We start from the raw sequence: 24,244 nt of genomic DNA on the forward strand, positions 1-24,244 counted from the left end.
TCATCCATACCCTCCAAAAAAGTCGTTTGTTTGTTGCTGGTTTGTTAATCAAAATCAGCTCCATTGACACAACACGATGTTGTCCGCAATGGATGCAACTCGACTTTCGGAGATAAGAATATGAGCAATGTCAACCAAACCCTAATTCCTGTTGAACTCGTCGATAAGGTTCTTAACCCAATCAGTGAAGCGACTGGGATGCCAAACGATGCCTACATAAATGAAGACTACTTTACGTTTGAACGTGATCAGGTATTTGGTAACACATGGGTATGCATTGGTTTTGCCTCTGACCTTCTTAAAGACGGTTACGTGATGCCGATAGACTTCATGAACCTACCGCTGTTAATGATGAGAAATCGTCAGGGTGAAGTTCAGGTCTTTCATAATGTGTGTAGTCACCGTGGCATGAAGCTAGTACATGAAGCGGGTGAAGTGCAGGGCATGATTCGTTGTCCTTACCACTCATGGACTTACGATCTAGACGGTAACCTAAAAGGTACGCCACATATTGGCGGTATCGCACAGCACAAAGATGACCGCTTCAAGTGCGAAAAGCACGGGTTGAAGCCACTGCGTTCAGCAATTTGGATGGACATGGTGTTCGTAAACCTTTCAGGTGATGCGCCAAGTTTTGAAGAACATATCGCACCGCTAGAGGAACGTTGGAAGCCATTTTTAGGCGAAGACGGTATGGGCCTTTTGCGCCGTGTGAACATGGGCGGCAATCTAGAGATCGAAGTAAACAGTAACTGGAAGCTGGCAGTAGAAAACTACTGTGAAGCCTACCATTTGCCTTGGGTTCACCCGAGCTTGAACAGCTACTCGCGCCTGGAAGATCACTACAACATCATGTTTGAAGAGCGATTTGCAGGCCAAGGCAGCCTTGCTTACAACCTGTCGGATACCGCTGGTACGCATTTGCCTAAGTTCCCTAGCTGGCCAGAAGACAAACTTCGCCATGCAGAATACGTTGCACTATTCCCGAACGTGTTGTTAGGCATTCAGGCTGATCACGCGTTTGCGATGATGATTGAACCAATCAGCGCTGGTAGAAGCATTGAGCATCTGCGTGTTTTCTATGTCGGTGATGAAGCAACCAAAGACGAACTTGCAGCTTGCCGTACTGCCACGGTTGAATCTTGGCGTGTGGTATTCGGCGAGGACATCGGTGCTGTTGAAGGTATGCAGCAAGGTCGTCACTCCCCTGGGTTTGGTGGCGGTGTGTTTTCTCCAGAAATGGATGTCCCAACTCACTTCTTCCAAACATGGTTAGCAAAACAAGTTAAGTCGGCAATGGAGCAGTAGTATGACTCATTACCTAAATTACATTGATGGTGAGTGGTGTGACTCAGAGCAAACCCTCACGGTTATGAACCCAGGTACAGCGGAACCGTACGCGACGATAGCTGAAGCTAATATTGCTGACGCTGATCGTGCGATGGCAGCAGCTCGTCGAGTTGTGAATCAAGGGCTCCTTTCGGATGTTCGTCCAGCAGTAAGAACTGAGTGGATGCTAAAAGCGGCGGCGGCTATTCGTGAAATGGTCGATGAAGGCGGGTTAGTGGCATGTCGTGAAAATGGCAAATCACTACAAGATGCGAAAGATGAGTTCATCGAATCGGCACGTTACTTCGAATACTACGCAGGCATGGCGGACAAACTAGAAGGCACTTCAATCCCACTGGGGAAAGATTACGTCGACTTCACTCAATATGTACCGTTTGGCGTAAGTGTACAGATAGTTCCTTGGAATTTTCCGGTATCCATTTGTGCGCGTTCGCTCGCGCCCGCTTTAGCTGCCGGTAACGCAGTAGTGATTAAATCGCCAGAGATTTCACCACTGGCAATGACCTTATTGATTAAAGCCATCGAAAAAGCCGGTTTTCCGAAAGGCACCATCAACTTGCTTTGTGGTAAAGGCTCAGTGGTTGGTAGTCACTTAGTGCAGCACCAGGAGGTCGACCAAATCGTCTTTACTGGTTCGGTTCCAACTGGCCAGCGAATTCTAAAAGATTCGGCGCACAGAGCAACGCCATCGGTAATGGAACTGGGTGGTAAATCTGCGGCTATCGCGCTGAAAGATGTCAATCTGGACTTACTACTGAAAAGCGTTCAGGTCGGTATCTACTTTAATGCCGGTCAGGTTTGTTCGGCTATGTCTCGATTGCTGGTTCACAAAGACCGCTATGAAGAAGTGAAAGCCGCAGTGGTATCAATGGCTGAAGGACTTTCAATTGGTCAAGGCGAAAGCCAGCCTGATATCACACCGTTGGTTTCTGCTGATCAGCAAGCACGAGTGCTGGAAATGATCGAGCAAGCACGAGCAGATGGCGCGAACATCCTTACAGGTGGTTATGCACCGGATTTGTCTGGCTACTTTGTCGCGCCGACAGTCATTGAAGCCACACCAGACATGCGTATTGCGCAGGAAGAAGTGTTTGGTCCTGTACTGGTGGTCATGCCATTTGAAACCGAGCAAGAAGCTGTGGCAATGGCCAATGGTACAGAGTTTGGCTTAGTTGCTGGCGTATTTGGTGAGAGCATGAACCAAACCTTGCGCGTTGCTCAACAGCTACGTGGCGGACAAGTGTTTATTAACGAGTGGTTTGCTGGTGGCATAGAAACCCCATTTGGCGGTGTCGGGCTGTCCGGTTTTGGACGAGAAAAAGGGCAAGAAGCGATTTATAGCTATGTCCATACGCGCAACATCGCTATTCGTTTGCAGCAATAGAGCGACGCTTAGCCGACGTGTAACAGATTTCTTCGCCTCACACCTTCTTGGATTTCAGACCACAAGATGGTGTGAGTGCGATGAAACTTTCACTTTTCTATGAGTAAGTAGTGAACAGGCACGGGAAATTGGAACAAGGTAGTTGGAGAAAAAGTGATGAAAAAGTGGCTCTGTATTATTTGTGGCTTAATTTACGATGAAGCCCAAGGTTGGCCTGCTGATGGGATAGCACCAGGAACGGCATGGGAAGATGTGCCGGATGATTGGTTATGCCCAGATTGCTTGGTTGGAAAGGCTGATTTCGAAATGATTGAAATCACGGGTGATGTGATTGACGAAGAGGCTGTTGCGCCTGTTTTATCGGGTACGGGTTCAACGCCATTGGATCAACCACTTCCTCCTTCAGTGAGCCAGCCAGTCTTTTCGACGGATCCTATTGTCATTATTGGCAGTGGACATAGTGGTTATCAGTTGGCTTCGGCGCTTCGAGCCCAGTCTGCCAATGTTCCAATTACCGTCTTTACCTGTGATGACGGTGCTCTGTACAGTAAACCAGCGCTTTCGAATGCTCTGGCAATGGGCAAAAATGGTGATGCACTGCAAACGGAAAGTGCATTGGAGTGGGAGAATCGTTTAAATATCCGACTTTACCCACATACTCGTGTCGAGCATATTGATCGCGCTAACTCAACATTACACACATCGATTGGTCAGTACCGTTATAGCCGTCTGGTGCTAGCGACGGGAGCATCACCTATTGAAATTCCTATTGAAGGTGACCGTTCGTACGTGGTTAGCGTCAATGATCTGGTCGATTACCGTCGTTTTAGATCTCAACTTCAAGGTAAAAAGCGCATCGCTATTCTGGGTGATGGCTTAATTGGCTGTGAGTTTGCTAACGACCTGATTGAAAGTGGTTTTGAAGTCAGCGTCATTGGTTTAGGGCAGTGGCCAATGGAGCGCATGATCCCTCAGCCGTTGGGCGAATCACTACAAAATGCCCTAAGTGAACGTGGCGTACAGTGGTTACTGCAAGACAGCATTGCGAAAATTGAGCCAATGGCTGACACCAGCGCGGAACTCCACCTGACGAGCGGGAAAAAGATCACCGCGGACTTGGTCCTTAGTGCTGTGGGGCTTAAACCTAATGTTTCTCTGGCTGAGCAAGCAGGGCTGGAAATTGGCCGCGGCATTAAAGTAAACCAATTTGCCCAGACAAGTGATGAAAACATTTACTCGTTAGGGGACTGTGTTGAAACCGAACAAGGCTGGCAGCCGTATATTGCGCCTATCAACCAAATGATTCCGTCTCTGGCGAAGAGCCTATTGGGTGAAATAACGCCTATTACGTTAACGCCAACACCAGTGATTGTGAAAACACCGATTCTTCCGTTGACCATCTTCCCTGTCTCACCTAATGCACAAGGACAGTGGCACATAGAAAAGCAGGGTGAGGAATTAACAGCAGCATGGTACTCGGTGGAAGGTTCGATGATTGGATTTGCGCTACTAGGCCGAAAAGTCCAGTCTCTGCGCTCTCCATGGCTCGAACAATTATCACTAAAACAATCTGCGGCGTAACGGAGGCCGATAATGATTCATTTACCAAACGATGATGCAACATGTGGCTGGTATCATGCGCTACCAAAAACGCCAGCAAAACCTTCGTTGCAAGGGAATATAAATGCAGATTACGTGGTATTGGGCGCTGGGTTTGCGGGTCTTGCGATGGCGAGACGTTTAGCTGAGCATGAACCTGATGCACGAATTCTCTTGATTGATGCGCAGCGCATAGGTCAGGGAGCCTCAGGGAGAAATTCTGGATTTGTGATCGACTTACCGCATAAGTTTTCTTTAGAGCATCCGGACCCAGCTCATAAGCAGAAGTTACTGGCGTTAAACCGTTCTGCGATCGGTCAATTAGATTGTTTGATCAGCAAATACAATATTGATTGCCAGTGGTCCGCAAAAGGTAAATATCAGGGCGCTGTTGGAGAAAGGGGCGAGGCTTATCTCGATCACTTTGAGCACTTGATGAAAGACTTGGGCGAACCGTATTTCCACGTGGATCGAGCAGAACTTGCAAAAGTACTCGGTACAAATTACTACAGCCGAGCCATTTACACTCCAGGTGGTTATTTAATGCAGCCAGCAGCACTAGTTCACGGTTTGGGTGAGAGCTTGCCTGATAACGTAGAAGTGCTAGAAAACTCTCCTATTCGCCGCCTGAGTAAAGAGAATGACAATTGGGTGTTGCATGGCGATAAAGGTTCAGTTCGCACTCCAGAATTGTTACTAGGAACCAGCATTTTTACTCGAGAGTTTGGCTACCTGAAAAATCGACTGCTTCCGGTGATGACGTTCGCGAGTTGGACACGTCCTCTGACGGACGCCGAAATGCAGCGTTATGGTGGTGAACTAAACTGGGGGCTGACTCCGGCTGACCATGCGGGGACGACGCTTCGTATGACAGCGGATCGCCGAATACTGATTCGTAATACTTACAAACACGTACCTAAGTATGGCTCAAGTGTTAGTGACAAAATGAGGCAGAGTATTCAAGAAGATCATCGTCAAGTGTTTTTGGCCCGTTATCCAGAACTTGCCGATGTACCTTTTACTCACACGTGGGGTGGTGTTTATGCCATCTCTCGAAATTTCACCAATTTCTTTGGTCAGCTCGACAAAGGGGTGTATGCCAGTGCTTGTGACAATGGCGTTGGGGCCGCATGGGGAACAGTTTCCGGCACTTTACTTGCGGATTATGCAGTAGGGGCGACCTCCAAACTTCTGGATGACATTCAACAAGTAACCGGTATGCCTAGCCTGAATCCGCCAGAGCCGTTTTTGGGTATGGGAGTGAGGAGTCGTATTCAATTAGCTAAGTGGCAAAGCCGGAGTGAATTATGAAGCAAGTAAAACTCGTAGATAGCAAAACACTCGACTTCAACGTGCGCGGTGATACTCCTGGCATGGCTTATGTAGCAAGAGCGCTCAGCCCGGAAATTTCACCAAATATTGGTGTTGGATTTGCTAAGTGGGAAGGCGCAGAAGTTGCGTGGACAGTACTTTATGATGAAGTGGTTTTCGTCATAGAAGGGTGTTTTGAACTGACCGCAAATGGAGAAACCCATTTTGTTCGCCCCGGACAAATGCTTTGGATTCCTGAAGGTACCGAGTTAGTTTATGGCGGACACGCGTTATTTGGTTATGTTGTACACCCGGGAAACTGGAAGGAACTGCACGGAATCGAATAACACGATCAGAGGTTTGTAGGCATGACTTTTCATGTTCTTAGACTGCTAAACTGAGAACTAACATTGAGTTTCGATTAAAAAGGGAAGCCTGAGCTTCCCTTAAATCTTTACATCACGCTAGGTCACAAGATTTTATTTGAATTCAAACTTGCCTTGCATGACTGCCCAGTGGCCAGGGAATGAACAGAAGAAAGAGTAGTCACCGCCCGCGGTCATTTTTTCTGTGCTGAAAGTGATACTTGTACTTTCGCCGCCACCAACGACGTCGGTGTGAGCATAGACACGCTCGTCATCAGGCTTCACGTAGTTATTATCCGCACCTGCGTTCATACCATCGGTGCCGACGGCTTGAATGTTCGCTGTATCTGCAATAACAACGTTGTGACCCATTGACTGCGCTGGCATTTTACCAGTGTGGTTCAGAGTCAACGTTACTTCGCTACACGTTGCCGGAACACTCAGAGTTTTGGTAGAAAACTGCATCATATCGTTAGCATCCAGAGATACTTCACACTCGGCACTGGCTTGTGCGCCAAAGCTTACTCCAACAAGTGCAAAGGTTGCTGCTAATAAACGTAAAGACATATAACACTCTCCATTTTATATTTTTGGCTGACTGGTTTCATATGAACCAATAGTTCTCATTATCAACGAGTTAATATCGTAAAACTGTGCTGTGAGCGGTACGTTGACACTTTGTTGCAAACTTATACTCATTCATCTCTATGATTGATCACATGAAGCATTGCGAGTGGAAACTGCACAAAATAAGAGACAGATAAAAAATAGCAGGCGATTTGGTATTAAGCGAAAAATGAAAAAGCTCAACCATTAGGCTGAGCTTATTGTGAAGAGCAGGTGTGTTATCGAGTTTGTTTCAATTCTTTCAGAACATCGTGTAGCGAAGGGACGATAGAATGACCGAATTGGCGTACTTCGTCACATGGCTCTACCAAATCTGGGATCTGATAAGTCGACATATTAGCAGCGACAGCGGCACGCACACCATTGTTTGAATCTTCAAAAGCCAGGCACTTAGTCGGTTCAACATTCAGTCTGTTGGCAGCAAGTAAGTAGATTTCCGGGTCAGGTTTACCATTGCTTACTTCACAACCTGTCGTCAGGTTGTCGATATATTTGCTCAACCCTGCCAGTTCAAGTTTGATCTTAGCGACATCCTTAGCTGTCGATGTCGCAACGGCGATAGGTAAACTCTGCTCTTTCAGCCATTCTAGCAGTTCAACGACGCCCTCTTTTACAGGAATCGCCTGGTGCTTGACTACAGCGTTGTAACGGGTTCGCCATTCTTGATGCAGGCGGTCCAGATCATTTCCATAAGCTTTGCGGAAAATGGCTTCAATACCTGCGGCATTACGCCCAATGATTGACAGGTATACTTCCGTGTAAAAAGGAAGTTGTTGTACTTCGCAGGCTTCTTGGAACACGCGCATACAGACACGCTCAGTATCAAGAAGCAAACCGTCCATATCAAAAATAGCAGCGTGATAATTCATTACTTTGCCTGTTTGTTGAGTGATGGGGTATTCTGACATAAGTCACACTTTATTTCTCGCGAATTTAAACTGGTCGCGTGTTTACAGCATTGATTCTGTCCTTCAAGCATGCAGTTTCCTTTGTGAAAATCAGAGATAAATTACGAGTAAAAAGCAGAATTCTTTAGTAGCATGTTACAAAAGATTTAAATTCAGTTGATTAGGGAAGCAGGCAATGGAAAAACAACGTGTAGCATTTATTGGTTTGGGTGTAATGGGATACCCAATGGCAGGCTATTTAAGTAAAGCTGGCTACGAAACCAAAGTATACAACCGCACAAAAGCAAAAGCTGACCAGTGGGCAGAAGAATACAACGGTGTTGCCTGCGAAACACCTGCACAAGCGGCAGAAGGATGTGACATCGTATTTACTTGCGTAGGCAATGATGATGACGTTCGTAGTGTGGTTTATGGCGAAGAAGGGCTTCTGGTTGGCCTTAAACCGGGCGCGGTATTAGTCGATCACACCACGACTTCCGCAGATTTGGCTGTCGAACTGGCGGACGCTTGCACTAAGGTTGGTAATCATTTTATCGATGCCCCAGTTTCTGGTGGTCAGGCGGGTGCTGAAAATGGTGTCCTAACCATTATGTGTGGTGGTGACTCGAATGTCTTTGAACAGGTTGCGCCTGCGATGGACGTCTACGCAAAACAAATTACGTTGCTGGGTGAGAATGGCCAGGGGCAACGATGCAAAATGGTCAATCAAATCTGTATTGCCGGCGTACTGCAAGGCTTGAGTGAAGCACTTCTACTGGCTCAAAAATCTGGTTTAGATATTGAACAAGTTGTCGAAACACTGAAACATGGTGCCGCTGGGTCATGGCAAATGGAAAACCGTGCCAAGACCATGGCGCAAGATAAATTCGACTTTGGCTTCGCGATTGACTGGATGCGCAAAGATCTTGGGTTCTGCCTTAAAGAAGCTGAGCGTGTTGGTTTGCAGCTTCCGTTAACCCAAATGGTTGATCAACAATACGCTGACCTACAGCTTGACGGTCTTGGGCGTATGGATACCTCGGTACTTATCAAAGCCGTGGCTAAAAGTTAGGGTCTGTTGACCTTTCGAGCTGATTTTTGCAGCAGTTTGTGGGTTCTTTATGCAAGGCAGAGGCTTTGAAATGTAGTTTACCTACCTGATAAGCCGATAACGTAGTAGAAAGGAGCCACAAACGCTGCCCGAAGGGTTCGGCTAAAAGCATTTTACTCTTTGTTGAGAGGTGTTTTGCTTAGAATTACTAGGCTACAAACCTCTCGCCGCGATTAAAATGCTTTTATCTCGAACAAAATTTAACCACGAAAGGTTAACAGACCCTAGTAATAGATAAACAACTCTTGAGTATCGAAGAGCTTAAAGAAGTCGAAGCTAATCATACTTATCTCCTTACGAATTAGAGGTGCGTAATGCGCCTCTTTTTATTGGTATTAACTCAGGGCTTGTAGGGAAGATTATTATGGATAGATTCTGGTGGAAAGCGGATTGTACTTATTGAATCGATAGTCGGTGACTATGTTCCAGAACTTGATGAAATCAGAAAAGTACTACGTTGAACTGCTTGAATTTAAGAACGAAATGGATGTTGAAGCGTAAAGATTGCCAGTTGCTAAAAACGAGTGCTTGATTCAGAGAGCTGTTGCTTTTGTGAGGCAATGCGTTTCTGTTAACCAAGCATCTCGTGATGATTGATTTTGAGCCTGTTAGGTGTGTCGCTTACACCAAAAGGCCAAAGTTAAGCGTATTTGACTTCGAGCTGTTCTGCTTTTGAGAACCCCTCGTGAGTGGCAAGTTGGTTTCCATAACTTTCAATATTAGGGAAATGTTTGCTCATGCCAAACTTATGTACCAATTCCACGATGAAAGACATCATGATGTCTGCTCCGGTTAAGCGCTCCTCTACCAGATAGGTTTTCTCTTCCAAAGCTTGCTCGAAGTAATTCAAAACACTCATGGTTTCTTTATCTGCGTAGCCTGATAAGAACTCTGTTTGAGTTGGTTCTTTGCTTACAAAGACTTTCAGCAATATTGGTAAAATCGCCGAGCTTTCAGCAAAGTGCATCCACTGCAAGTACTGCGTATGAGCTTTCGTTCCGCGTTCTGGAGCAAGTTGACCATCGCCGTATTTTTCGATCAGATACTCTGTAATTGCGCCTGACTCAATGATGATTTCACCGTCATCTTCCAGAACTGGTGACTTGCCTAGTGGATGTACACTTTTAAGCTCTGGAGGAGCCAAAAAAGTCACTTTGTCACGTATATACGGTACGACTTCATAGCTCACATTGAGCTCTTCAAGTAACCAGATAATGCGTTTCGAGCGAGACTGATTGAGATGGTGAAGTTTAATCATTCTTTATCCTATATTTACAGAGGGTTGTTTACCTGAACAACAACTTTGCCGAAGTTTTTTCCTTCGAGCAGACCGATGAACGCATCAGGTGCATTTTCCAGGCCTTGTACGAGTTGTTCACGGTATTGGATCTTTCCTTCTGCCAACCATTGGTTCATGTCTTGCGCAAATTCATCGTAACGGTGTCCGTAGTCATCAAAAATGATGAATCCTTGAACTTTGATTCTCTTTGTCAGAATGTTAACCATCAGTAGTGGCAGGTGGTCTGTGCCTTGTGGAAGCTCGGTCGCATTGTATTGAGAAATCAAACCACATACAGGAATACGGGCGTTTGTATTAAGCAGCGGAAGTACCGCATCGAATACCTTGCCGCCTACGTTTTCGAAGTAGACATCGATGCCATTGTCACATGCATTTTTCAATTGTTGCGCGAAATCGTCGGCTTTATGATCAATACACTCATCGAAGCCCAACTCTTCTTTTGCATAGCGACATTTCTCTTCACCACCGGCAATACCGACTACGCGACAGCCTTTAAGTTTTGCAATTTGACCGACCGTTGAGCCAACGGGGCCGGTTGCCGAAGCAACGACGATAGTCTCCCCTGGTTTTGGCTGGCCGATATCAAGCAATCCCATGTATGCCGTAAAGCCAGGCATGCCTGCTACGCCTAGTGCATACGAAGGGTTTTGTGGATTTTTACCCAGCTTGATGACCATTTCACCGGTTGAAATCGCGTAGTCTTGCCAACCCACAGTGTAAGCGAGTACCCATTCACCCGCCTCGTAATCTGGGTGGTTTGATACTTCAACCTGACACACGGTTCCTGCAACCATTACGTCATCAATTGCAACTGGTTCTGCGTAAGATTTTGCATCACTCATGCGACCACGCATATATGGGTCTAGTGATAAGTAAACGGCTCTTAACAACATTTCACCATCTTTTGGTACTGGCTTTGCCACTTCTTCCAGTCTAAAGTTTTCAGTTGTTGGTGCGCCGTGTGGGCGTGATGCAAGTACGATTCTGCGGTTAAGTGCGTCTGTCATGTTATTTTCACCTTAGACTAGACCGGTCGTCTAGTTTTTGTTGCAAAATATCCCGCTCTGAGAGCGGGAAAGTATTTTGTGTCTGTTTAAGGCTAGCCTTAAACAGACACTTATAGGGTTGTTCTCTTACTGCGTTGAAGCCACTTACGATAAAGTGCGTGTATTCTGCAATAGATCTTGAGTATAGGTCAGACTCTGCGTCAGTGCCGTCTGATCTTGATACAGCTTGTTGAGTAAGCTTGCACCATTCCAAAGGTAGTAAAGTTGTCTTGCTAATAAAGCGCTATCACCATTTGCAATCGATCCGTCTTGAATGCCAACATCAATACAGTCCGCGATGGCTTGAATTGATTTGTCGGCTCCACGACGTAGTGCAAGTCGCATTGGTTCGGAAAGGTCAGAAACTTCCGCGCTAAGTTTGACTAACAGACATCTATTTGCATTACATACGTGATCTTCAATTTTTGCCAACTCCTCAAAGTAGCTCATCAGACGTTGGTATCCGTTGCGATCAGTATTGGTAAAGATCTCATCTAACTTGTGGAAATAGCGATCGAAGTAAGCCTCAATCAAAGCCTCACCAAACTGCTCTTTGGATTTAAAGTAATGATAAAACGAGCCCTTTGGTACTTCTGCCGTTTTTAGAAGCTCGGAAAGTCCAACGCTCGTAAAGCCTCGAGTTACGATTAACTCGTATCCGACCTCGAGAATATGTTGGCGTGTGTCGTTAGTCTTTGCGTTCATGGGACGTACTATAGTTAAAATTAGACCAGTCGTCTAGTTTGTTTTGAGCAACTCGTATTCAATAACGAAAAGTGTGTCAGTATCAGGGTAAATCTCCCTAATCAACTGCTTCAACTTTGGTAACTCCATGGCTTCTTGTTCTGCGTGGAACTCGTTGATTTCATCAAAGTTAAGCGGATTTACCGATAGGATCTTGATGTCACAGACCTTGCGGTTAGTCTCTAAAGTAAAGACTTCCACTTCGGTATTTGGGATGTAGTGACTTTCTGACTCATCTCGTATCGTGATGGTTTTTTTGCCCGATGTGATCAAAGGGGTCAGAAATTCAAAAAAGGTGATGGTTGTTGGATGAGATGACATGCAGCACTCGCTTCTCAAGGTTATGTAAATGCATTATATAGCGATACCTGAATAACCTCGAGGTGCTTATTTCAGTGCACGTCGCTTATTAATCCTCAGTTGGCTAAAACCGACAGCTTAGTGATTTCGTATGCTAAGCCATACCTTAGCGGCAAAGTAACCAAGTAACATGCCGCTCCAGTTGGTACTGAGATCCGCAACGCTAAATGTGCGGTTGGGGATAAAAAGCTGACTAAACTCCTCGAGTGAAATTATTAACAGCAGACACAGCAAAAGGCGAATTCCAAAAGTATCTGCTTTGTTTGGTCTGGCATGGCGGGGAAATGCAAATACGGCACAGAGGCCAATCAGCAGACTGAAGGTAAAGTGGAGCGTCGTTGAACCGCCGACATAGTGCTCCATATTGAGATAGGTCGCATGACTCAAATCAGAACTTTTCCATAAGGAAAGGATGACGGTGAGTAGTGATACGAAGCCAAAACTGATGCGCGCAATCATAGAAGACATAATTAGCCTACCGGAAAGAATCCCAAATATCGTTTAACAAAGTACAGTGCGGCAAGGTTCTGTATCGCCATTCCGATTGCCATAGCCCAAGCTGCGCCAATAACACCGTGAATGTGGCACAAGACGAGCAGCAGCAAAATCGAGATGGTTCCAGAGCCAATGGTGATGTATTTCATTGTTTTTTCATGTCCGCTCATTAAAAGCAGAAACCCGACCGAGCCAGTGGCAACGTTGACCAATTGACCGAGGGACAGCACCACAAGAAGAGGCGCGGCAGCGACAAACTCTTCGCCAAAAAAATTCAGTACAAATACAGGGTACAGTGTACAAATCAACACTGGAATTAATGCGGCTGCAATGTTCATTCGACAGGCCATCCGGCTCAAATTGCGTAATTTGTCCATCTCACCTTCTTTGTAAAGTGACGCAAACATTGGAGCGACGACAAAGTTAATAGTGATTAACACAAAGCCGATCAATAGTGAGGTCCGTTGGGCTGCGGCTAACAAGCCAATCTCTGAAGCTGAAATGAAGAACCCTGCGATGACGAGGCTTCCCCACTGAAGAACGTTGTTAAATATGCTCCCAATCCAGACTTGTTTGGCTGAAGCCGTCAGTTGGAGATTAGGCGTTGACGTTGGTTTGCGAAATTGCCCCGATCTCACCCAGTTTGTTGTCGATGTCGTGGCAACAATCACGCATGTTAGCAGTAGAGCGGCCATGAGATAGTTAAGACTTTGCAAGCCAAACATGGCTAAAGCAGCAATGGCAAACACCATCAGCATACTCACACCCAATTGCAAAGCGAATAGCGAAGAGACCACTTTTTTGCTCGCTTGCAAGACTCGGCTATTGGTTTGTCCAAGTACTAAGAAAGGAACACAGAGTAACGCGAGTGCAACGGCTGGTAGTGGGGCATTGGTCTGATTGACTGTCTCGGGGAATAGATAGAATCCGGCAAAAATGGCCAGTCCGGCCGGGACGCAAAATGCGAAGCTTCGGGATAACGCTGTTTTGTAATTATCGCTTTGTTGCTGAGCATTGTGACTGTTAAAGGCTATGGCGTTGTATCTCACCAAAGCCACGTCAAAGCCCAACTGAGAAATAATCGCGGTCAGTGATACCAGATTAAATAAGAAGAAAAACTGACCCGCTATCGAGGCATCTGTGGTTCGGGACACCATGACTGCAAGCAAAAATGCAAACAATGCGCTGAACACTCGGGTAAGCGCGGTTTTTAAGCCAAGTGAGAACAAGCTTTTTTGTTCGCTGGGCGCAGACAGTCTTTTTTGTTGAAAGGCGTGAAACATGTAATATCTCTAACGGTAGATGCTATTTAAAGCGAGACGCTGCTTTTCTTCACTGAATGTGTCGTTCAATTCAGTCGTGTATTGGCCAAAATCAATATCGTGATAGTGGTTGATACAGTGGGTCAGCTGTTTTGCCATTTCTTGCGGCGTTTGCGCCAAAAATGGATAGTTCAGAGCTTCTGTCGCGCCAATCTTGCGAATAACCATTGGGAGATGCAGCTTAGCGGCCTCGAGAATCGTTAGTGGCATGCCTTCCCAAGCGGCAGTGTGCAGATAAATATCCGACGCTTTTAATTTCTTCATAACTTCACTACGAGGAAGCATGCCAGTCACGTGTACGCCTTGGTCTTTTAAACGCTGTTCAAGCTCTTGGTCGCCACCACCAATCCAGGTGATCTCAAACTGACGATTGAGTGTCGCAACATCAAGGTGGGAAAGAGTATCAATCAGAAACTGAGGGTCTTTCTGAGGTGCGACCCGGCCAAGTACCACCAGTTTTAATGCGGCGGCTTTATCTCGGCTTTCGCGCTCTTCACTTTGATAAGATACGTAGTTATTAAGTAACTCAGCCTGCTTGGCGCCGATGCTGATGGCTAAGTCACATTCACGTTGGCTGCATCCCGCTACGATATCGATTCTATCTAATCGCAAGCGCTCTAACGTTTTATAGAGTTGTCGAGCAAAGCCTGAAATATCCTCCCGCTCAAATGCGTAGCAGTGGGGCGTGTAAACTAATCGTGCGTTGTTGAGTCGCAAAAAACGCCCCAAAAAGCCTGCTTTGCTCGAGTGTAGGTGGACAATATCTGGTTTGACTTCATCGATTGTTTTATTCGCATCTTTGATGAATTGCAGCAGTCCACCCTTTACCCATTGAACACGTGAAAATACATTGTGGCCGCTGTCATTGGTTAAATCATTTTCGCGAGCTCTGGCAACCAGAAAATGCTGATAAGGTTCATGGCGGGAAGAGTGCGTGTAACTGTAAAGTGCCGTTTGAACACCACCACCAAAAGATTCGGTTATATGCAGTACTCTTTTCATGATGACTTGGTTCCCGGAGTTTGCTGCCATTTGGACTTAAATGCGTCTCGCTCTTGAACTGAGTAAACATGTTGATAAAGCGGCAAGTCGTACATGTAGAACAACTTAGAAAAATCGTATTGCTGCTTAAAGTACTGATAGATGTTTGAATACCATTTGTTTTTCGCTTCGTTGCTATTCTTCAACTCAAAATCGTCGACATTCAAGAACTGGCCAATCTCTCGGTCTAGCGAGCTGAGTTTTTCGCACTTAATTAACAGTACTTCTGCCTGACTGTTGCTAAAGGTAAAGAAAGGTTGGGTGTTATCAACCTTCTGGTCCAATACGTCGATGTTGAAGTTACGTTTCAGTTCGTTGTCGAACCAGTCGGCAAAATAGTTGAGGTTAATGTAGTTGTCGAAGCAGTGCTCCAAATGCTGGTAGGTCACGTCCATGTCGTTGTGGATCGCTTCGTTTTTTTTACCTTCGATAAACTGAAAATGAAGGTCCTGGAAAAAGCGAGACAATACAGTAGCGATAGGGTCACGCACTAAAGTGACGATTTTTATCTGTTCGCGTTTTTGCAGAATTCGTTTTCTTTGGTTAAGGACCAAACGGTAAATTGCACGGTTTTTGAAATCGAAGAATTTCTTCACATCGCGTTTGTTGTGATACATGTGGAACTCCTCATGATCATCAAAGGTATGGATGTGGTAACTGGGAATATTACGCTCCCCCAACGTGTGTTCAATGGAAGATGAGCCGACTTTTCCCATCTGGTAAACCAAGACAAAGTTGTCAGCTCGAAGCTCTCGGTTCTTTTCAAATTGTCGAGCGATTGAATATTTCATTGATCAAGTCCTTGATTATTAAAATTGGTGGCTTTAATTCCCGAACATGAAGGCATGCGGCTGGATTCATCCGTGCGTTTTATGCTGAGCATTACCGGTAGTAACAGGATTAAAATAATCGTGGTATTTACCGCAACGAAGCAGACCATAATGAGCGCGTACGCTGCGAGTAGCAGGCTTTTGCGGTTCTCATTTAAGCTATAGAAGCAAAATTTGATGAAAAAAAAGTATCCACCGAACAACAGCGCAATACCCAGTAACCCATACTCGATGGCGGTATCTAGAACAAAGTTATGGGTGTAAATCGCCAGCTCTTGATAGTTAAAGTAATTGACCATGAAGCTAGGCAACATTTTGGCTCCCACACCTAAGATGGGATGCTGTTGGAGAATGTCGAAACCATTGGCGAGTAAAAGTTTTCGGTGCAAATTGGATACCCACCTCGCTTCACTCTGATTGGCAAACAAGATGTCTTCTTGGGTGAACTCTAGCTGATCGGCTAACGTGTCGAAGCCCACATATGAAGTGATGGACACCGCAGCCAACACCGCGAAACTCAGGGTTAGTAATATGGTCCAGGTATATGTTTCACTGACGGTTTTTCTCATCAAACTCTTAATGAAAAGCTGATCCAAAAGAAACAATAAACAAAAGCCAAGCAAGGCTTTGCGCTCTTGCGATAAAACCAGTAAGACCAGTGCTATCAGCATTAAAATATGGAAGGCGCGAATTTTGTCTCGATATAAATAGAGCAACGAGCAGAGCAGGCCAAAACCATACTTACTGACCCCAAGAAGCTTGAATCCACTTTGATAACCTTGGGCAAAATGCCAAGCGGCAACCAGACAGCAAATAACGAAGAGAATATAAGAAAAGTACACCATGACTCGTTCATCTTCGAAAGCTCCATAAGCGAACAGTAATCCGAGCAGACTAAGAATCGCTACCCACTGAACGGTTTCGGTAATGAGAGGCATCAAGGGCACACGATTAAGTAGGCCGTTAATAAACACATAACCGGTGAACAGCAATACAAATCCGATGCACGGATGCAGGAGCTTGCGTGTTTTGCTTTCCATAACAACAAGCGCACTTAATCCCAGAGAGAGAAGACTTGCGATATCACTCGGCGCTAGCGCAATACCTCCCGCTTGAATTTTCACTGGCACAAAAAAGAGCGCTAGGGTGAACGCAGCCAGCAGAGGAATGTGATTACTTACTGGCATAGAGTTCATCATAAGCCTTGTAATAGCTCTCTCTGAATTGTTCCAGAGTGAAAGATTTACAACGTTCGACAAAAAATTGGGTAGCCATTTCATAATGGGCTTGGCTACTGCAAATTATCTCAATCTTATCGGCTAATTCCTGTTCGTTTCCTAGTTCAAATAAGTAGGAGTCGTTACCAATCACTTCATCTAATCCCGGAACATTCGAGCCTAAAACGGGCAACCCTTCAGCCATCGCTTCCACGGCGGCCAGCCCAAATCCCTCAATAATTGAAGATTGAACATACACATCAAGATTGGATAAAAAAGTCGGCACATCTGAGATGACACCATGCCAGTGCACACGGTGAGCGCAATTTAATTGTTGCGCTAAATCTTGCAGCTGTTGTTTTTTATCACCGTCACCCGCTAAATGAAGGTGGTAGTGTTCCGGTAATTTAGCGATGGCCTTTATGAGCGTCGGGTGATCTTTATAGCCATGAAGTCTGCCTGCCATCCCGATATTGATTGGGCTGTCTGGTTGAATTCTGCTATACGATTTGGCTTTTCTGGAGAAACGGTTTAAGTCGACGCCATTGTAAATAACGTCGTAGCGATCCTTGTATCTCGGCAAGAACCTGACTAACTCTTCTCTTACTTTATTGGTGATACAAATCGTTTTCTGATGTTTTTGGTACATCAGATACTCCATAAACTTCAAGGCAGGGTAATCTCTGCGTCTGTTCGTCGTATTGTGTTCGGTTTGTACCCGTTTCTTACCAATCGCCAGTAAAGCGACGTATATCGAAGGAAATAAATGGCTGTGGATCAGGTTTGGCCAGCGCAACAGCCCCCACTTTTCTTTTATCGACAGGGAAGGCCAGTAATAGAAACTGACCCCGTTTTCATTTAGCTGGGTCTCGAAGTCATTGTCTTTATTCAGAACCAGTATCTTTACTTCGTAGTGGGGCTTATGCTTAACAACAAGGTCAACCAGAAAGCGCTGTGCTCCCCCGTTGTTAGATAAGTCATTAATTATATGCAGTATCTTCATTTATCTACCAAGCTGTTTTTGTGTGTATTTGTTCTTGATGTTGTCAATTTCTGAGCTCGTAAAGAAATGCATAGCAAGCTTTGAAGAAAGCATGTCCTCAACAAACTCTGGTTTGAGTTGGTAAGAGCTCTTGAACTCAGTGGCAAGTGGCGAGTACCACTTGTTTTCCGATTGGTTGTCATGAGTCACTTGGATGTCTTGCTGCAAAAATTCACTGATCGCCTGCTGTGACTGGTCCAGTTTGTCGGTTCTAATCACCATCAAAGAGAAATTGCCCTTTTGATAGGTTTGATAACCAAGCTCATGATCAAACGGATGAATAAAAACATCTATTCCTGTGAGTGCTTTGATTTCGTTGTCAAACCACTCAAGCGGATAGTGATGATTCACATGCTCCTCAAACGCTTCATGAAGCAGTTGAGGACGCTCTGAACGTACGGCACTGTCATCTTTGAGGTATTTATCAGCGACCCAAAAAGGGAGTGATTGAAAGAGCATGGATATGTTTCTGCCAATAGGCTCTCTGACCAGCGAGATAATACGCACATGCTGTTTACGTTTTAGCATGTTGATCATAATGGCCCGTTTCAGTAGTCGCTTGACGTAGTTGGTTTTTGGTTTGTATAACTGTGCTCGCACAGGGGAGATCTGTTTTGACGCCGAAATGGACATCAGGTCATGCAGATGGATCGATCCCTCAATCGACTTTTCGAGTGCACTCGAACCCACTTTTCCCATTTGGTATATCAATACGGGCTGTTCCTGACGCTTCAGCGTTTGGTACCAAGACACTTGTTTAGTAGGCGTATTTGTGGACATATAACGCTTCCCCTTCCTTAGATTTTGCCTGTGTAATAAGCACGCCAAGAGATGGTACGGAATGTTGTAATTGTTTGGATAACGCAACGTTAACCAGTTGTGCTTTGGTCGACTCTGCACGAATAACGGTAATCAGACCATTCGCATACTGACCCAAAATCAGAGCATCGCTCACTGACAGTAATGGTGGAGTGTCAATAATGATGCGGTCGTATTTTTCCTGAAGGTAATCCAATAGCTTTTTAAAGCGTGCCGAGGCTAACAGTTCCTGCGGATTTGGCGGAATTAATCCTGCTGGCAAAACATCCAGCTTTGCTTCTTCCACTCTCACAATGCAGTCTTTAATGGACGTATCCATCGTAAGTATGTTGGTTAATCCCGGTTGAGATTCGGCAATGTCGAACCTTTTGGCCAATGAAGGTTGGCGAAGGTCGCAGTCAATGATCAATACCTTTTCCATGGTAGAAAAAGACACGGCCATATTAATGCTGGTGGACGTTTTCCCTTCTTCCGGGATAGCAGAAGTAAAGGGCAGAACTTTCTGTTTTGCGTTGGTCAGTCTGAGTAACAGAGAGGTTCTGACGGAGCGACACGCTTCACTAAACAGTTTTTCATTCTTGTCTAAGTAAGCTGTGTAGCTGAGCCCACTTTTACGCAAGCGACGACTTTTGACGAGTGGGATAGTGCCCAAGCAGGTCACGCCTAGTTTTTCTTCAACATCCGATGCAGTTCTTATCACCTCACGCAATGTTTCTAAAATGATGACGAGCGCACAGGCAATTGCAAATCCGAATACTGTTGCAATAAAAACCAGCTTCATTCTCTGTGGCGCAACGGGAAACAGAGGAATAATGGCTTTATCTGTGAAACGAGCAGTGACATTTTTGTAGTCGCTGGTCGCACTGGTTTCCTTCTCTCGGTTTAAGAACGCTTCGTAAAGCGCTTTGTTGGATTCAACTTCTCGCTTGAGTTGTTCATAGCGCGCTTTTTGTGAACCCAATGATTGGAACTCTGTTTTCTTGCGATTCAACTCAGCACGCAGCATGTCTTCCTGAGATTTTGCTGACAGTAAGTCTTGCTGTTTACTGAACGAAATTTCGCGAATTAGCTGTTGGGTTCTGGTTTGGATCGAATCTAATTGAGCCTTCGCCTGAATCATACGATCGTGCTTAGGTCCGTAACGCTGTGCCAGTTCGGACAAGTTCTTCTCCGCCTGAGCCTCCGAGAGTTTTAGATCACGGATCTGCACTTGGTTGGCGAACTCATCTATCGACAGCAGGCTATCTAAGCTTTGCGATGATTTGCGTCTGAGAAGCTGAATCAAAGACTGCGCTTCAATACGGTTGTTAACAGCGGTGTTGAGTTTTCGGTTGAGCTCTTCCAGCTCATTGGCGTAGATTTCATCGATACCGTTGATATCAATCAGCCCCTCTTGCAATAAGAAGTCTTGCAGAGCCTGTTCTGAGTCTCTCAAACGCTCTTCTAACTTTTGTGAGTTGTTGGTCAGCCAGGTTGCGGCATTTTGTGTGACGACTAATTTCGCTTCAAAGTTTGTGTCGATGTAGGCTTGACCCACCGCATTGGCGACTTGTGTTGCTAGTTTAGGATCCACCGATCGAAAACGGATTTTAACCATTTGCGTATTGCGGACAGGTTCTATTTCTAGCTTGTCTTTAAACGTTTGCAGTGCTCGATAATAGGTATCGGAATACTGCGCTGTTTCTGTTGGGTTTGGCGTAACGTTGAGTAAGTCTTGAACCAGTGGAATTGATTTTATGTTATCAATGGTTTGTTTTAGCCCACCTGTACTCGTGAACTCGGGATACTGAGTCAAGTTAAGGCCTTGGATAACCTTATCCGCGATGTGGTTCGACTGTAAAATCGCCACTTGAGTCTGGAAGTACTCTTTCTTGGTCGTATCCACTCCATAGACTTCTTCTATGGACAAAGCGCTTTTTTGCTCTTCTTGAATCAAAAGTGTCGCTGTTGCTTGGTAAATCGATGTTTTCGAGTAGATATACCAGGTGCAGGCCAAAGAGAAAATTAAGGTAAAAGCAGCAATACTCAACCAGTTCTTTTTGAGCGTATTATAGTGATGACCAAAACGAATCAGTTCTACTTTGTTCATCGGGAAGGTGCTTGGGTGAGTTCCGTTCATTTGATTACCTGTCACTTAAAAGAAGCTTTGATCAATAAATACAATGTCACCAGGCTCAACATTCAGGTGCATATCGACATTTTCTACCGTTTTACCGGTTTTGTGTTTGGTGAGGTTGATTCCCTTGCGTGATGCTCTGTCAGTGAGCCCACCCGCGAGAGCGATCGCTTTTTCTATCGTCAGCCCCGGACGATACTCAAAACCACCGGGTTTACGTACTTCGCCATTGACGTAGAAAAGGCGGAAGTTATTGATCGTAACCATGACTTTTGGATCTATCAGGTAATCGCCTTTCAGCCCGGTTTCAATTTCATCTTTAATCTGTTTGGGCGTTTTCTGGATAGCTTTAATTCTGCCGAGATAAGGGTAATCAAAGTAGCCGTCAGACGTGATCTGTATGTTCAAAATCGACAAATCTTCTTCACCATAAACTTGTATCGAAATGGTATCCCCGGTATCAAGTAGGTAGTCTTGTTCATTCGTCGTAGCCGTGGCGAACGTGCTAAATAGCAATAAAACCAGGCTAATAAGCGTCGTTAATGGGTTCATTAAAAATCCTTTTTACAGCGAAAATTGAGTGCTTAGTGTCCAAACATTCTGTTGGAAGCTATAGCCTGTTCGGTCTGACGTTTTATCTTGGTATTGCCAGTTGGCCTGCAGTAGAATCCAACGTTTGATTTGATAGTCGATACCGGCAGACAGCGAGTAACGTTCGCTATCTCTTGAAGCCATTCCCGGAAGCTCCCCGGTGTAGTCATCTTCTTGGTATAGGAATCCTAACTCTGTGGCGAGGTAGCTATTCCAGTCATGCTTAAAATCAATTCGATAGCGAGTTTGCAGGTTGTAGTCGCCATCTTGATCTGGATTCACCGCAGCTTGAGTTGTTTTTACCGTAATCAGTGTTTGCTCTTGAGGTGACCACTCAAAGCCGATATCCCAACTGAAGCCTTTAAAAGTCTCTCGCTCATTGCTATCAAAATCTTTTATTTGGTAGCCAAGTCGAGCAATACCCTGTGTTTTTCCGGTTACTTCCCATTGTGCTCCGGTATAGTAAAAGCCCGCCGTATTGTCTCTGGATGCCATGGCTGGGTTTCTGTGCTGATAATCGGTTTGAATTTGTCGGCTACCTATCAGCCAATAGGTTCTTGGAGTTGCTCGCAAATAAAACTCAGCGTGAGCACTGGATGCTCTAAAGTCGTTGTATTTTGTTTTCGCATTTGGTGCGAACGTTAAGCCGTCGCGATAGTTTTGGTAGGTTTTGTCGCTATAGTTAATACCGAACTCGAAACGTCCTTTGGCCCCCTCGGAACCAAAAATGTAATTGGTTTTTAGATCGTTACGATGGAATCGAATCGGCGAGTCAACCGCGTCACCGTTGCCTTCTGTGATGTTTTCACCTCTCAATTCATGTTGGGCACGGAATTGATAATCGACGACCAGACGATTCCGGTGGTTAAACTCAAAGAAATTGGTGAATTGAAACGTATGATCATCGTAATCATTGCTGTCATCCGATGAGAAGCCCGATTTCAATTTGTACATAAGGTTAGCGCGATATTGATTTCGCTCTATTCGGGCCAGCAGGCTTGGCTCTACTCCCCAAGTATTAATGGACTTCGCGTTCTCTTCGTCTTTATTCACGTTGTCGTCGCCTTCATAAAAGGCTTTCACTTGCGGAATAAATTCAATACCTGAGCCAGTTGTATACGCCATTGGTTCTGCCAAAGTGAACATTGGCAAAAAGAGTAGCGAAAAGATTGGAGTTGCCGTCTTCATCGTCTCTACCTTAGTAAGCGTTAGCGCCGGTGAATCCTTTAAATACGGTCAGGAATATGATTTTTATATCCATCCATACCGACCATTGGTGGATGTATTCCAAATCAAACTCGACGCGTTTTTCCATTTTATCGAGAGTATCGGTTTCGCCTCGGTAACCGTTAATTTGAGCCCAGCCAGTAATGCCGGGTTTTACTTTATGTCGCAGCATGTAACGGTCGACAATTTGACGATACTCTTCGTTGTGGGCAACGGCGTGAGGACGCGGTCCTACGATGGACATGGTGCCTTGCAATACGTTAAAAAACTGCGGCAACTCGTCGAGTGATGTGCGGCGTAGAAACCCACCAAACGGGGTAATTCGAGGGTCGTTTTTTGTTGCCTGTTTAATGTGGCTACCTTGATCCATGGTGGTCATGGAACGGAATTTCCAAACGGCAATTTTGCGACCATCCAAACCATAGCGGTGCTGCTTAAAGATGACTGGTCCTTTGGACGTTGCTTTGATGCCGATAGCTATCGCAATGAGTATTGGCGAGATTAAGAGCAAGATCAGACTTGAGAAAATGATATCTTCAAGACGTTTTATCCAGGATGAAACACCAGCGAAAGGCGTGTCGAAAACGCTGAGAGTCTGAACCTGTCCGATTTGATCCCAGCGAGAATGCAACAAGTTATAGGTAAAGAAATCTGGTATGAGGTATGTGTTCGCGGTGGTGTCAGAGAACTGATTAAGAAGCGATGCGATACGCTCATTCGCATGCATTGGCATCGCGATATAAACATAATCAACGTCGCCCTTTTTAGCGCGTTCTAGTGCTTGGTCAACAGGGCCTTTTATTGGGTATTGGGAGTGAGGGAGTCTGTCTATGGAACGTTCGTCGTAGAAACCATCAAACAAGACACCGTGCTCGGTATGAGATTGTATTTCGTTCGCTAGGGTAATACCGTGTGGGGTTTGGCCGATAATGATGGCTGTACGAGTGTTTAAACCCATTGTTCGCAAATACGCTAAGCCCGTGCGGAAGGCCAGTCTCCACGTTAAAAGCAAAAGCGGTGTAATGATCACCCAAAATCCTAAAATGCTGCGATCAAACAATGGATACACTTCAGAAAAATAAATAACCGCAAACAGCAATGCGACGGTTATCAGCCACGACATACAGGTGATGAGTGCTTGTGCTTTAAAGGAGCTGGTACGCCACGAGCGATAAAGGTTGCCGCTCTCAGCCATCAACAAAAATGAGATACCAGCGACAAATGAGAGTATGACGTAGTCCTTGTCCATTGTGGTATGCGTTCCTCTGAATACCAGAAACAGCATAAAGAAGACAATGACGGTAAGATCGGCGATGCGATATAAAAAAGCGAACTCTGCTTCATGAGAACGAATAAGTCCTTTGTATTTCATTACCTAGATTCCCTTCTGACAAGCTACCGCCAATGGAGTTATTGTCCAGTGGTTGTGCCGTAAACGTTTTAATTAGTGAACAGATTTT

The 24,244-nt window shown here is 45.3% G+C and carries 23 protein-coding genes; 6 read left to right on the forward strand and 17 right to left on the reverse strand.

Annotated features, from left to right (window positions below):
* The first annotated feature begins 120 nt into the window (after window positions 1–120).
* From VER99_RS19755 to VER99_RS19780, 5 genes are all read left to right on the forward strand, one after another.
* Window positions 121–1,308, forward strand: coding sequence for an aromatic ring-hydroxylating oxygenase subunit alpha (locus tag VER99_RS19755; RefSeq protein WP_020335442.1), 1,188 nt, complete (start codon window positions 121–123; stop codon window positions 1,306–1,308).
* A gap of 1 nt (window position 1,309) precedes the next feature.
* The gene (locus tag VER99_RS19760) at window positions 1,310–2,734 is read left to right on the forward strand and encodes an aldehyde dehydrogenase family protein (protein ID WP_020335441.1); all 1,425 of its coding nucleotides are present in this window, start codon (window positions 1,310–1,312) and stop codon (window positions 2,732–2,734) included.
* A gap of 156 nt (window positions 2,735–2,890) precedes the next feature.
* Window positions 2,891–4,315, forward strand: a complete 1,425-nt coding sequence (locus VER99_RS19770) for an FAD-dependent oxidoreductase (RefSeq protein ID WP_020335440.1) — start codon at window positions 2,891–2,893, stop codon at window positions 4,313–4,315.
* 12 nt (window positions 4,316–4,327) lie between these two features.
* Window positions 4,328–5,644: an NAD(P)/FAD-dependent oxidoreductase gene (locus VER99_RS19775; protein ID WP_014234885.1), complete on the forward strand. Its 1,317-nt coding sequence runs from the start codon at window positions 4,328–4,330 to the stop codon at window positions 5,642–5,644.
* Window positions 5,641–5,991, forward strand: a complete 351-nt coding sequence (locus VER99_RS19780; protein WP_014234884.1) for a cupin domain-containing protein — start codon at window positions 5,641–5,643, stop codon at window positions 5,989–5,991. The genes VER99_RS19775 and VER99_RS19780 overlap by 4 nt, the downstream gene beginning before the upstream one ends.
* A gap of 132 nt (window positions 5,992–6,123) precedes the next feature.
* Here VER99_RS19780 and azu read toward each other — a convergent pair whose 3' ends face one another.
* Together azu and VER99_RS19790 are read right to left on the reverse strand one after the other, a co-directional pair.
* The gene (azu, locus tag VER99_RS19785; protein ID WP_020335439.1) at window positions 6,124–6,576 is read right to left on the reverse strand and encodes an azurin; all 453 of its coding nucleotides are present in this window, start codon (window positions 6,574–6,576) and stop codon (window positions 6,124–6,126) included.
* 278 nt (window positions 6,577–6,854) lie between these two features.
* Complete coding sequence (locus tag VER99_RS19790; RefSeq protein ID WP_024372859.1) at window positions 6,855–7,505, reverse strand: HAD family hydrolase; 651 nt, start codon at window positions 7,503–7,505, stop codon at window positions 6,855–6,857.
* 214 nt (window positions 7,506–7,719) lie between these two features.
* Between VER99_RS19790 and VER99_RS19795 the strand changes: the two genes are divergently transcribed.
* Window positions 7,720–8,595: an NAD(P)-dependent oxidoreductase gene (locus VER99_RS19795; RefSeq protein WP_020335437.1), complete on the forward strand. Its 876-nt coding sequence runs from the start codon at window positions 7,720–7,722 to the stop codon at window positions 8,593–8,595.
* Between the two features lie 679 nt (window positions 8,596–9,274).
* Here the strand turns inward: VER99_RS19795 and VER99_RS19800 are convergent.
* From VER99_RS19800 to VER99_RS19870, 15 genes are all read right to left on the reverse strand, one after another.
* Window positions 9,275–9,892 (reverse strand): glutathione S-transferase family protein, encoded by a 618-nt coding sequence (locus tag VER99_RS19800; protein WP_020335436.1) that lies wholly within the window; start codon window positions 9,890–9,892, stop codon window positions 9,275–9,277.
* Window positions 9,893–9,906: 14 nt separating this feature from the next.
* Window positions 9,907–10,941 (reverse strand): NADP-dependent oxidoreductase, encoded by a 1,035-nt coding sequence (locus tag VER99_RS19805; protein ID WP_020335435.1) that lies wholly within the window; start codon window positions 10,939–10,941, stop codon window positions 9,907–9,909.
* 144 nt (window positions 10,942–11,085) lie between these two features.
* Window positions 11,086–11,685, reverse strand: a complete 600-nt coding sequence (locus VER99_RS19810; RefSeq protein WP_020335434.1) for a TetR/AcrR family transcriptional regulator — start codon at window positions 11,683–11,685, stop codon at window positions 11,086–11,088.
* A gap of 33 nt (window positions 11,686–11,718) precedes the next feature.
* Window positions 11,719–12,045, reverse strand: a complete 327-nt coding sequence (yqfB, locus tag VER99_RS19815; protein WP_020335433.1) for a N(4)-acetylcytidine aminohydrolase — start codon at window positions 12,043–12,045, stop codon at window positions 11,719–11,721.
* A gap of 117 nt (window positions 12,046–12,162) precedes the next feature.
* Window positions 12,163–12,552 (reverse strand): VanZ family protein, encoded by a 390-nt coding sequence (locus VER99_RS19820; protein WP_020335431.1) that lies wholly within the window; start codon window positions 12,550–12,552, stop codon window positions 12,163–12,165.
* A 2-nt stretch (window positions 12,553–12,554) separates the two neighbouring features.
* Window positions 12,555–13,862 carry an oligosaccharide flippase family protein gene (locus VER99_RS19825; protein WP_020335430.1) on the reverse strand — a complete coding sequence of 436 codons (1,308 nt, stop codon included), beginning with the start codon at window positions 13,860–13,862 and terminating at the stop codon, window positions 12,555–12,557.
* 9 nt (window positions 13,863–13,871) lie between these two features.
* On the reverse strand, window positions 13,872–14,903 hold the full coding sequence (locus VER99_RS19830) for a glycosyltransferase (RefSeq protein WP_020335429.1): 1,032 nt from the start codon (window positions 14,901–14,903) through the stop codon (window positions 13,872–13,874).
* Window positions 14,900–15,733 (reverse strand): putative capsular polysaccharide synthesis family protein, encoded by an 834-nt coding sequence (locus tag VER99_RS19835; RefSeq protein ID WP_020335428.1) that lies wholly within the window; start codon window positions 15,731–15,733, stop codon window positions 14,900–14,902. Before VER99_RS19835 ends, VER99_RS19830 begins: the two co-directional genes overlap by 4 nt.
* A complete protein-coding gene (locus VER99_RS19840) occupies window positions 15,730–16,968 on the reverse strand; it encodes an O-antigen ligase family protein (RefSeq protein WP_020335427.1) in 1,239 nt (412 codons plus the stop codon). The genes VER99_RS19835 and VER99_RS19840 overlap by 4 nt, the downstream gene beginning before the upstream one ends.
* Window positions 16,946–17,992 carry a glycosyltransferase gene (locus VER99_RS19845; RefSeq protein WP_020335426.1) on the reverse strand — a complete coding sequence of 349 codons (1,047 nt, stop codon included), beginning with the start codon at window positions 17,990–17,992 and terminating at the stop codon, window positions 16,946–16,948. Before VER99_RS19845 ends, VER99_RS19840 begins: the two co-directional genes overlap by 23 nt.
* Window positions 17,993–18,811 (reverse strand): putative capsular polysaccharide synthesis family protein, encoded by an 819-nt coding sequence (locus VER99_RS19850; RefSeq protein ID WP_020335425.1) that lies wholly within the window; start codon window positions 18,809–18,811, stop codon window positions 17,993–17,995.
* Window positions 18,789–20,969, reverse strand: coding sequence for a GumC family protein (locus tag VER99_RS19855; RefSeq protein WP_020335424.1), 2,181 nt, complete (start codon window positions 20,967–20,969; stop codon window positions 18,789–18,791). Before VER99_RS19855 ends, VER99_RS19850 begins: the two co-directional genes overlap by 23 nt.
* Window positions 20,970–20,984: 15 nt before the next feature.
* On the reverse strand, window positions 20,985–21,518 hold the full coding sequence (locus tag VER99_RS19860) for a polysaccharide biosynthesis/export family protein (RefSeq protein ID WP_014234868.1): 534 nt from the start codon (window positions 21,516–21,518) through the stop codon (window positions 20,985–20,987).
* A 12-nt stretch (window positions 21,519–21,530) separates the two neighbouring features.
* On the reverse strand, window positions 21,531–22,745 hold the full coding sequence (locus tag VER99_RS19865; protein WP_020335423.1) for an outer membrane beta-barrel protein: 1,215 nt from the start codon (window positions 22,743–22,745) through the stop codon (window positions 21,531–21,533).
* A 10-nt stretch (window positions 22,746–22,755) separates the two neighbouring features.
* Entirely contained in the window at window positions 22,756–24,156 is a 1,401-nt protein-coding gene (locus VER99_RS19870) for an undecaprenyl-phosphate glucose phosphotransferase (protein WP_020335422.1), read from the reverse strand.
* Window positions 24,157–24,244 lie beyond the last annotated feature (88 nt).

The sequence above is a fragment of the Vibrio natriegens NBRC 15636 = ATCC 14048 = DSM 759 genome, from assembly GCF_035621455.1.
GTDB lineage: Bacteria > Pseudomonadota > Gammaproteobacteria > Enterobacterales > Vibrionaceae > Vibrio > Vibrio natriegens.

Excerpts from the sequence above, each read along its gene's own strand:
- VER99_RS19755 (WP_020335442.1), top strand. The coding sequence starts at position 121 with ATGAGCAATGTCAACCAAACCCTAATTCCTGTTGAACTCGTCGATAAG.
- VER99_RS19760 (WP_020335441.1), top strand. The coding sequence starts at position 1,310 with ATGACTCATTACCTAAATTACATTGATGGTGAGTGGTGTGACTCAGAG.
- VER99_RS19770 (WP_020335440.1), top strand. The coding sequence starts at position 2,891 with ATGAAAAAGTGGCTCTGTATTATTTGTGGCTTAATTTACGATGAAGCC.
- VER99_RS19775 (WP_014234885.1), top strand. The coding sequence starts at position 4,328 with ATGATTCATTTACCAAACGATGATGCAACATGTGGCTGGTATCATGCG.
- VER99_RS19780 (WP_014234884.1), top strand. The coding sequence starts at position 5,641 with ATGAAGCAAGTAAAACTCGTAGATAGCAAAACACTCGACTTCAACGTG.
- azu (WP_020335439.1), bottom strand. The coding sequence starts at position 6,576 with ATGTCTTTACGTTTATTAGCAGCAACCTTTGCACTTGTTGGAGTAAGC.
- VER99_RS19790 (WP_024372859.1), bottom strand. The coding sequence starts at position 7,505 with ATGAATTATCACGCTGCTATTTTTGATATGGACGGTTTGCTTCTTGAT.
- VER99_RS19795 (WP_020335437.1), top strand. The coding sequence starts at position 7,720 with ATGGAAAAACAACGTGTAGCATTTATTGGTTTGGGTGTAATGGGATAC.
- VER99_RS19800 (WP_020335436.1), bottom strand. The coding sequence starts at position 9,892 with ATGATTAAACTTCACCATCTCAATCAGTCTCGCTCGAAACGCATTATC.
- VER99_RS19805 (WP_020335435.1), bottom strand. The coding sequence starts at position 10,941 with ATGACAGACGCACTTAACCGCAGAATCGTACTTGCATCACGCCCACAC.
- VER99_RS19810 (WP_020335434.1), bottom strand. The coding sequence starts at position 11,685 with ATGAACGCAAAGACTAACGACACACGCCAACATATTCTCGAGGTCGGA.
- yqfB (WP_020335433.1), bottom strand. The coding sequence starts at position 12,045 with ATGTCATCTCATCCAACAACCATCACCTTTTTTGAATTTCTGACCCCT.
- VER99_RS19820 (WP_020335431.1), bottom strand. The coding sequence starts at position 12,552 with ATGTCTTCTATGATTGCGCGCATCAGTTTTGGCTTCGTATCACTACTC.
- VER99_RS19825 (WP_020335430.1), bottom strand. The coding sequence starts at position 13,862 with ATGTTTCACGCCTTTCAACAAAAAAGACTGTCTGCGCCCAGCGAACAA.
- VER99_RS19830 (WP_020335429.1), bottom strand. The coding sequence starts at position 14,903 with ATGAAAAGAGTACTGCATATAACCGAATCTTTTGGTGGTGGTGTTCAA.
- VER99_RS19835 (WP_020335428.1), bottom strand. The coding sequence starts at position 15,733 with ATGAAATATTCAATCGCTCGACAATTTGAAAAGAACCGAGAGCTTCGA.
- VER99_RS19840 (WP_020335427.1), bottom strand. The coding sequence starts at position 16,968 with ATGAACTCTATGCCAGTAAGTAATCACATTCCTCTGCTGGCTGCGTTC.
- VER99_RS19845 (WP_020335426.1), bottom strand. The coding sequence starts at position 17,992 with ATGAAGATACTGCATATAATTAATGACTTATCTAACAACGGGGGAGCA.
- VER99_RS19850 (WP_020335425.1), bottom strand. The coding sequence starts at position 18,811 with ATGTCCACAAATACGCCTACTAAACAAGTGTCTTGGTACCAAACGCTG.
- VER99_RS19855 (WP_020335424.1), bottom strand. The coding sequence starts at position 20,969 with ATGAACGGAACTCACCCAAGCACCTTCCCGATGAACAAAGTAGAACTG.
- VER99_RS19860 (WP_014234868.1), bottom strand. The coding sequence starts at position 21,518 with ATGAACCCATTAACGACGCTTATTAGCCTGGTTTTATTGCTATTTAGC.
- VER99_RS19865 (WP_020335423.1), bottom strand. The coding sequence starts at position 22,745 with ATGAAGACGGCAACTCCAATCTTTTCGCTACTCTTTTTGCCAATGTTC.
- VER99_RS19870 (WP_020335422.1), bottom strand. The coding sequence starts at position 24,156 with ATGAAATACAAAGGACTTATTCGTTCTCATGAAGCAGAGTTCGCTTTT.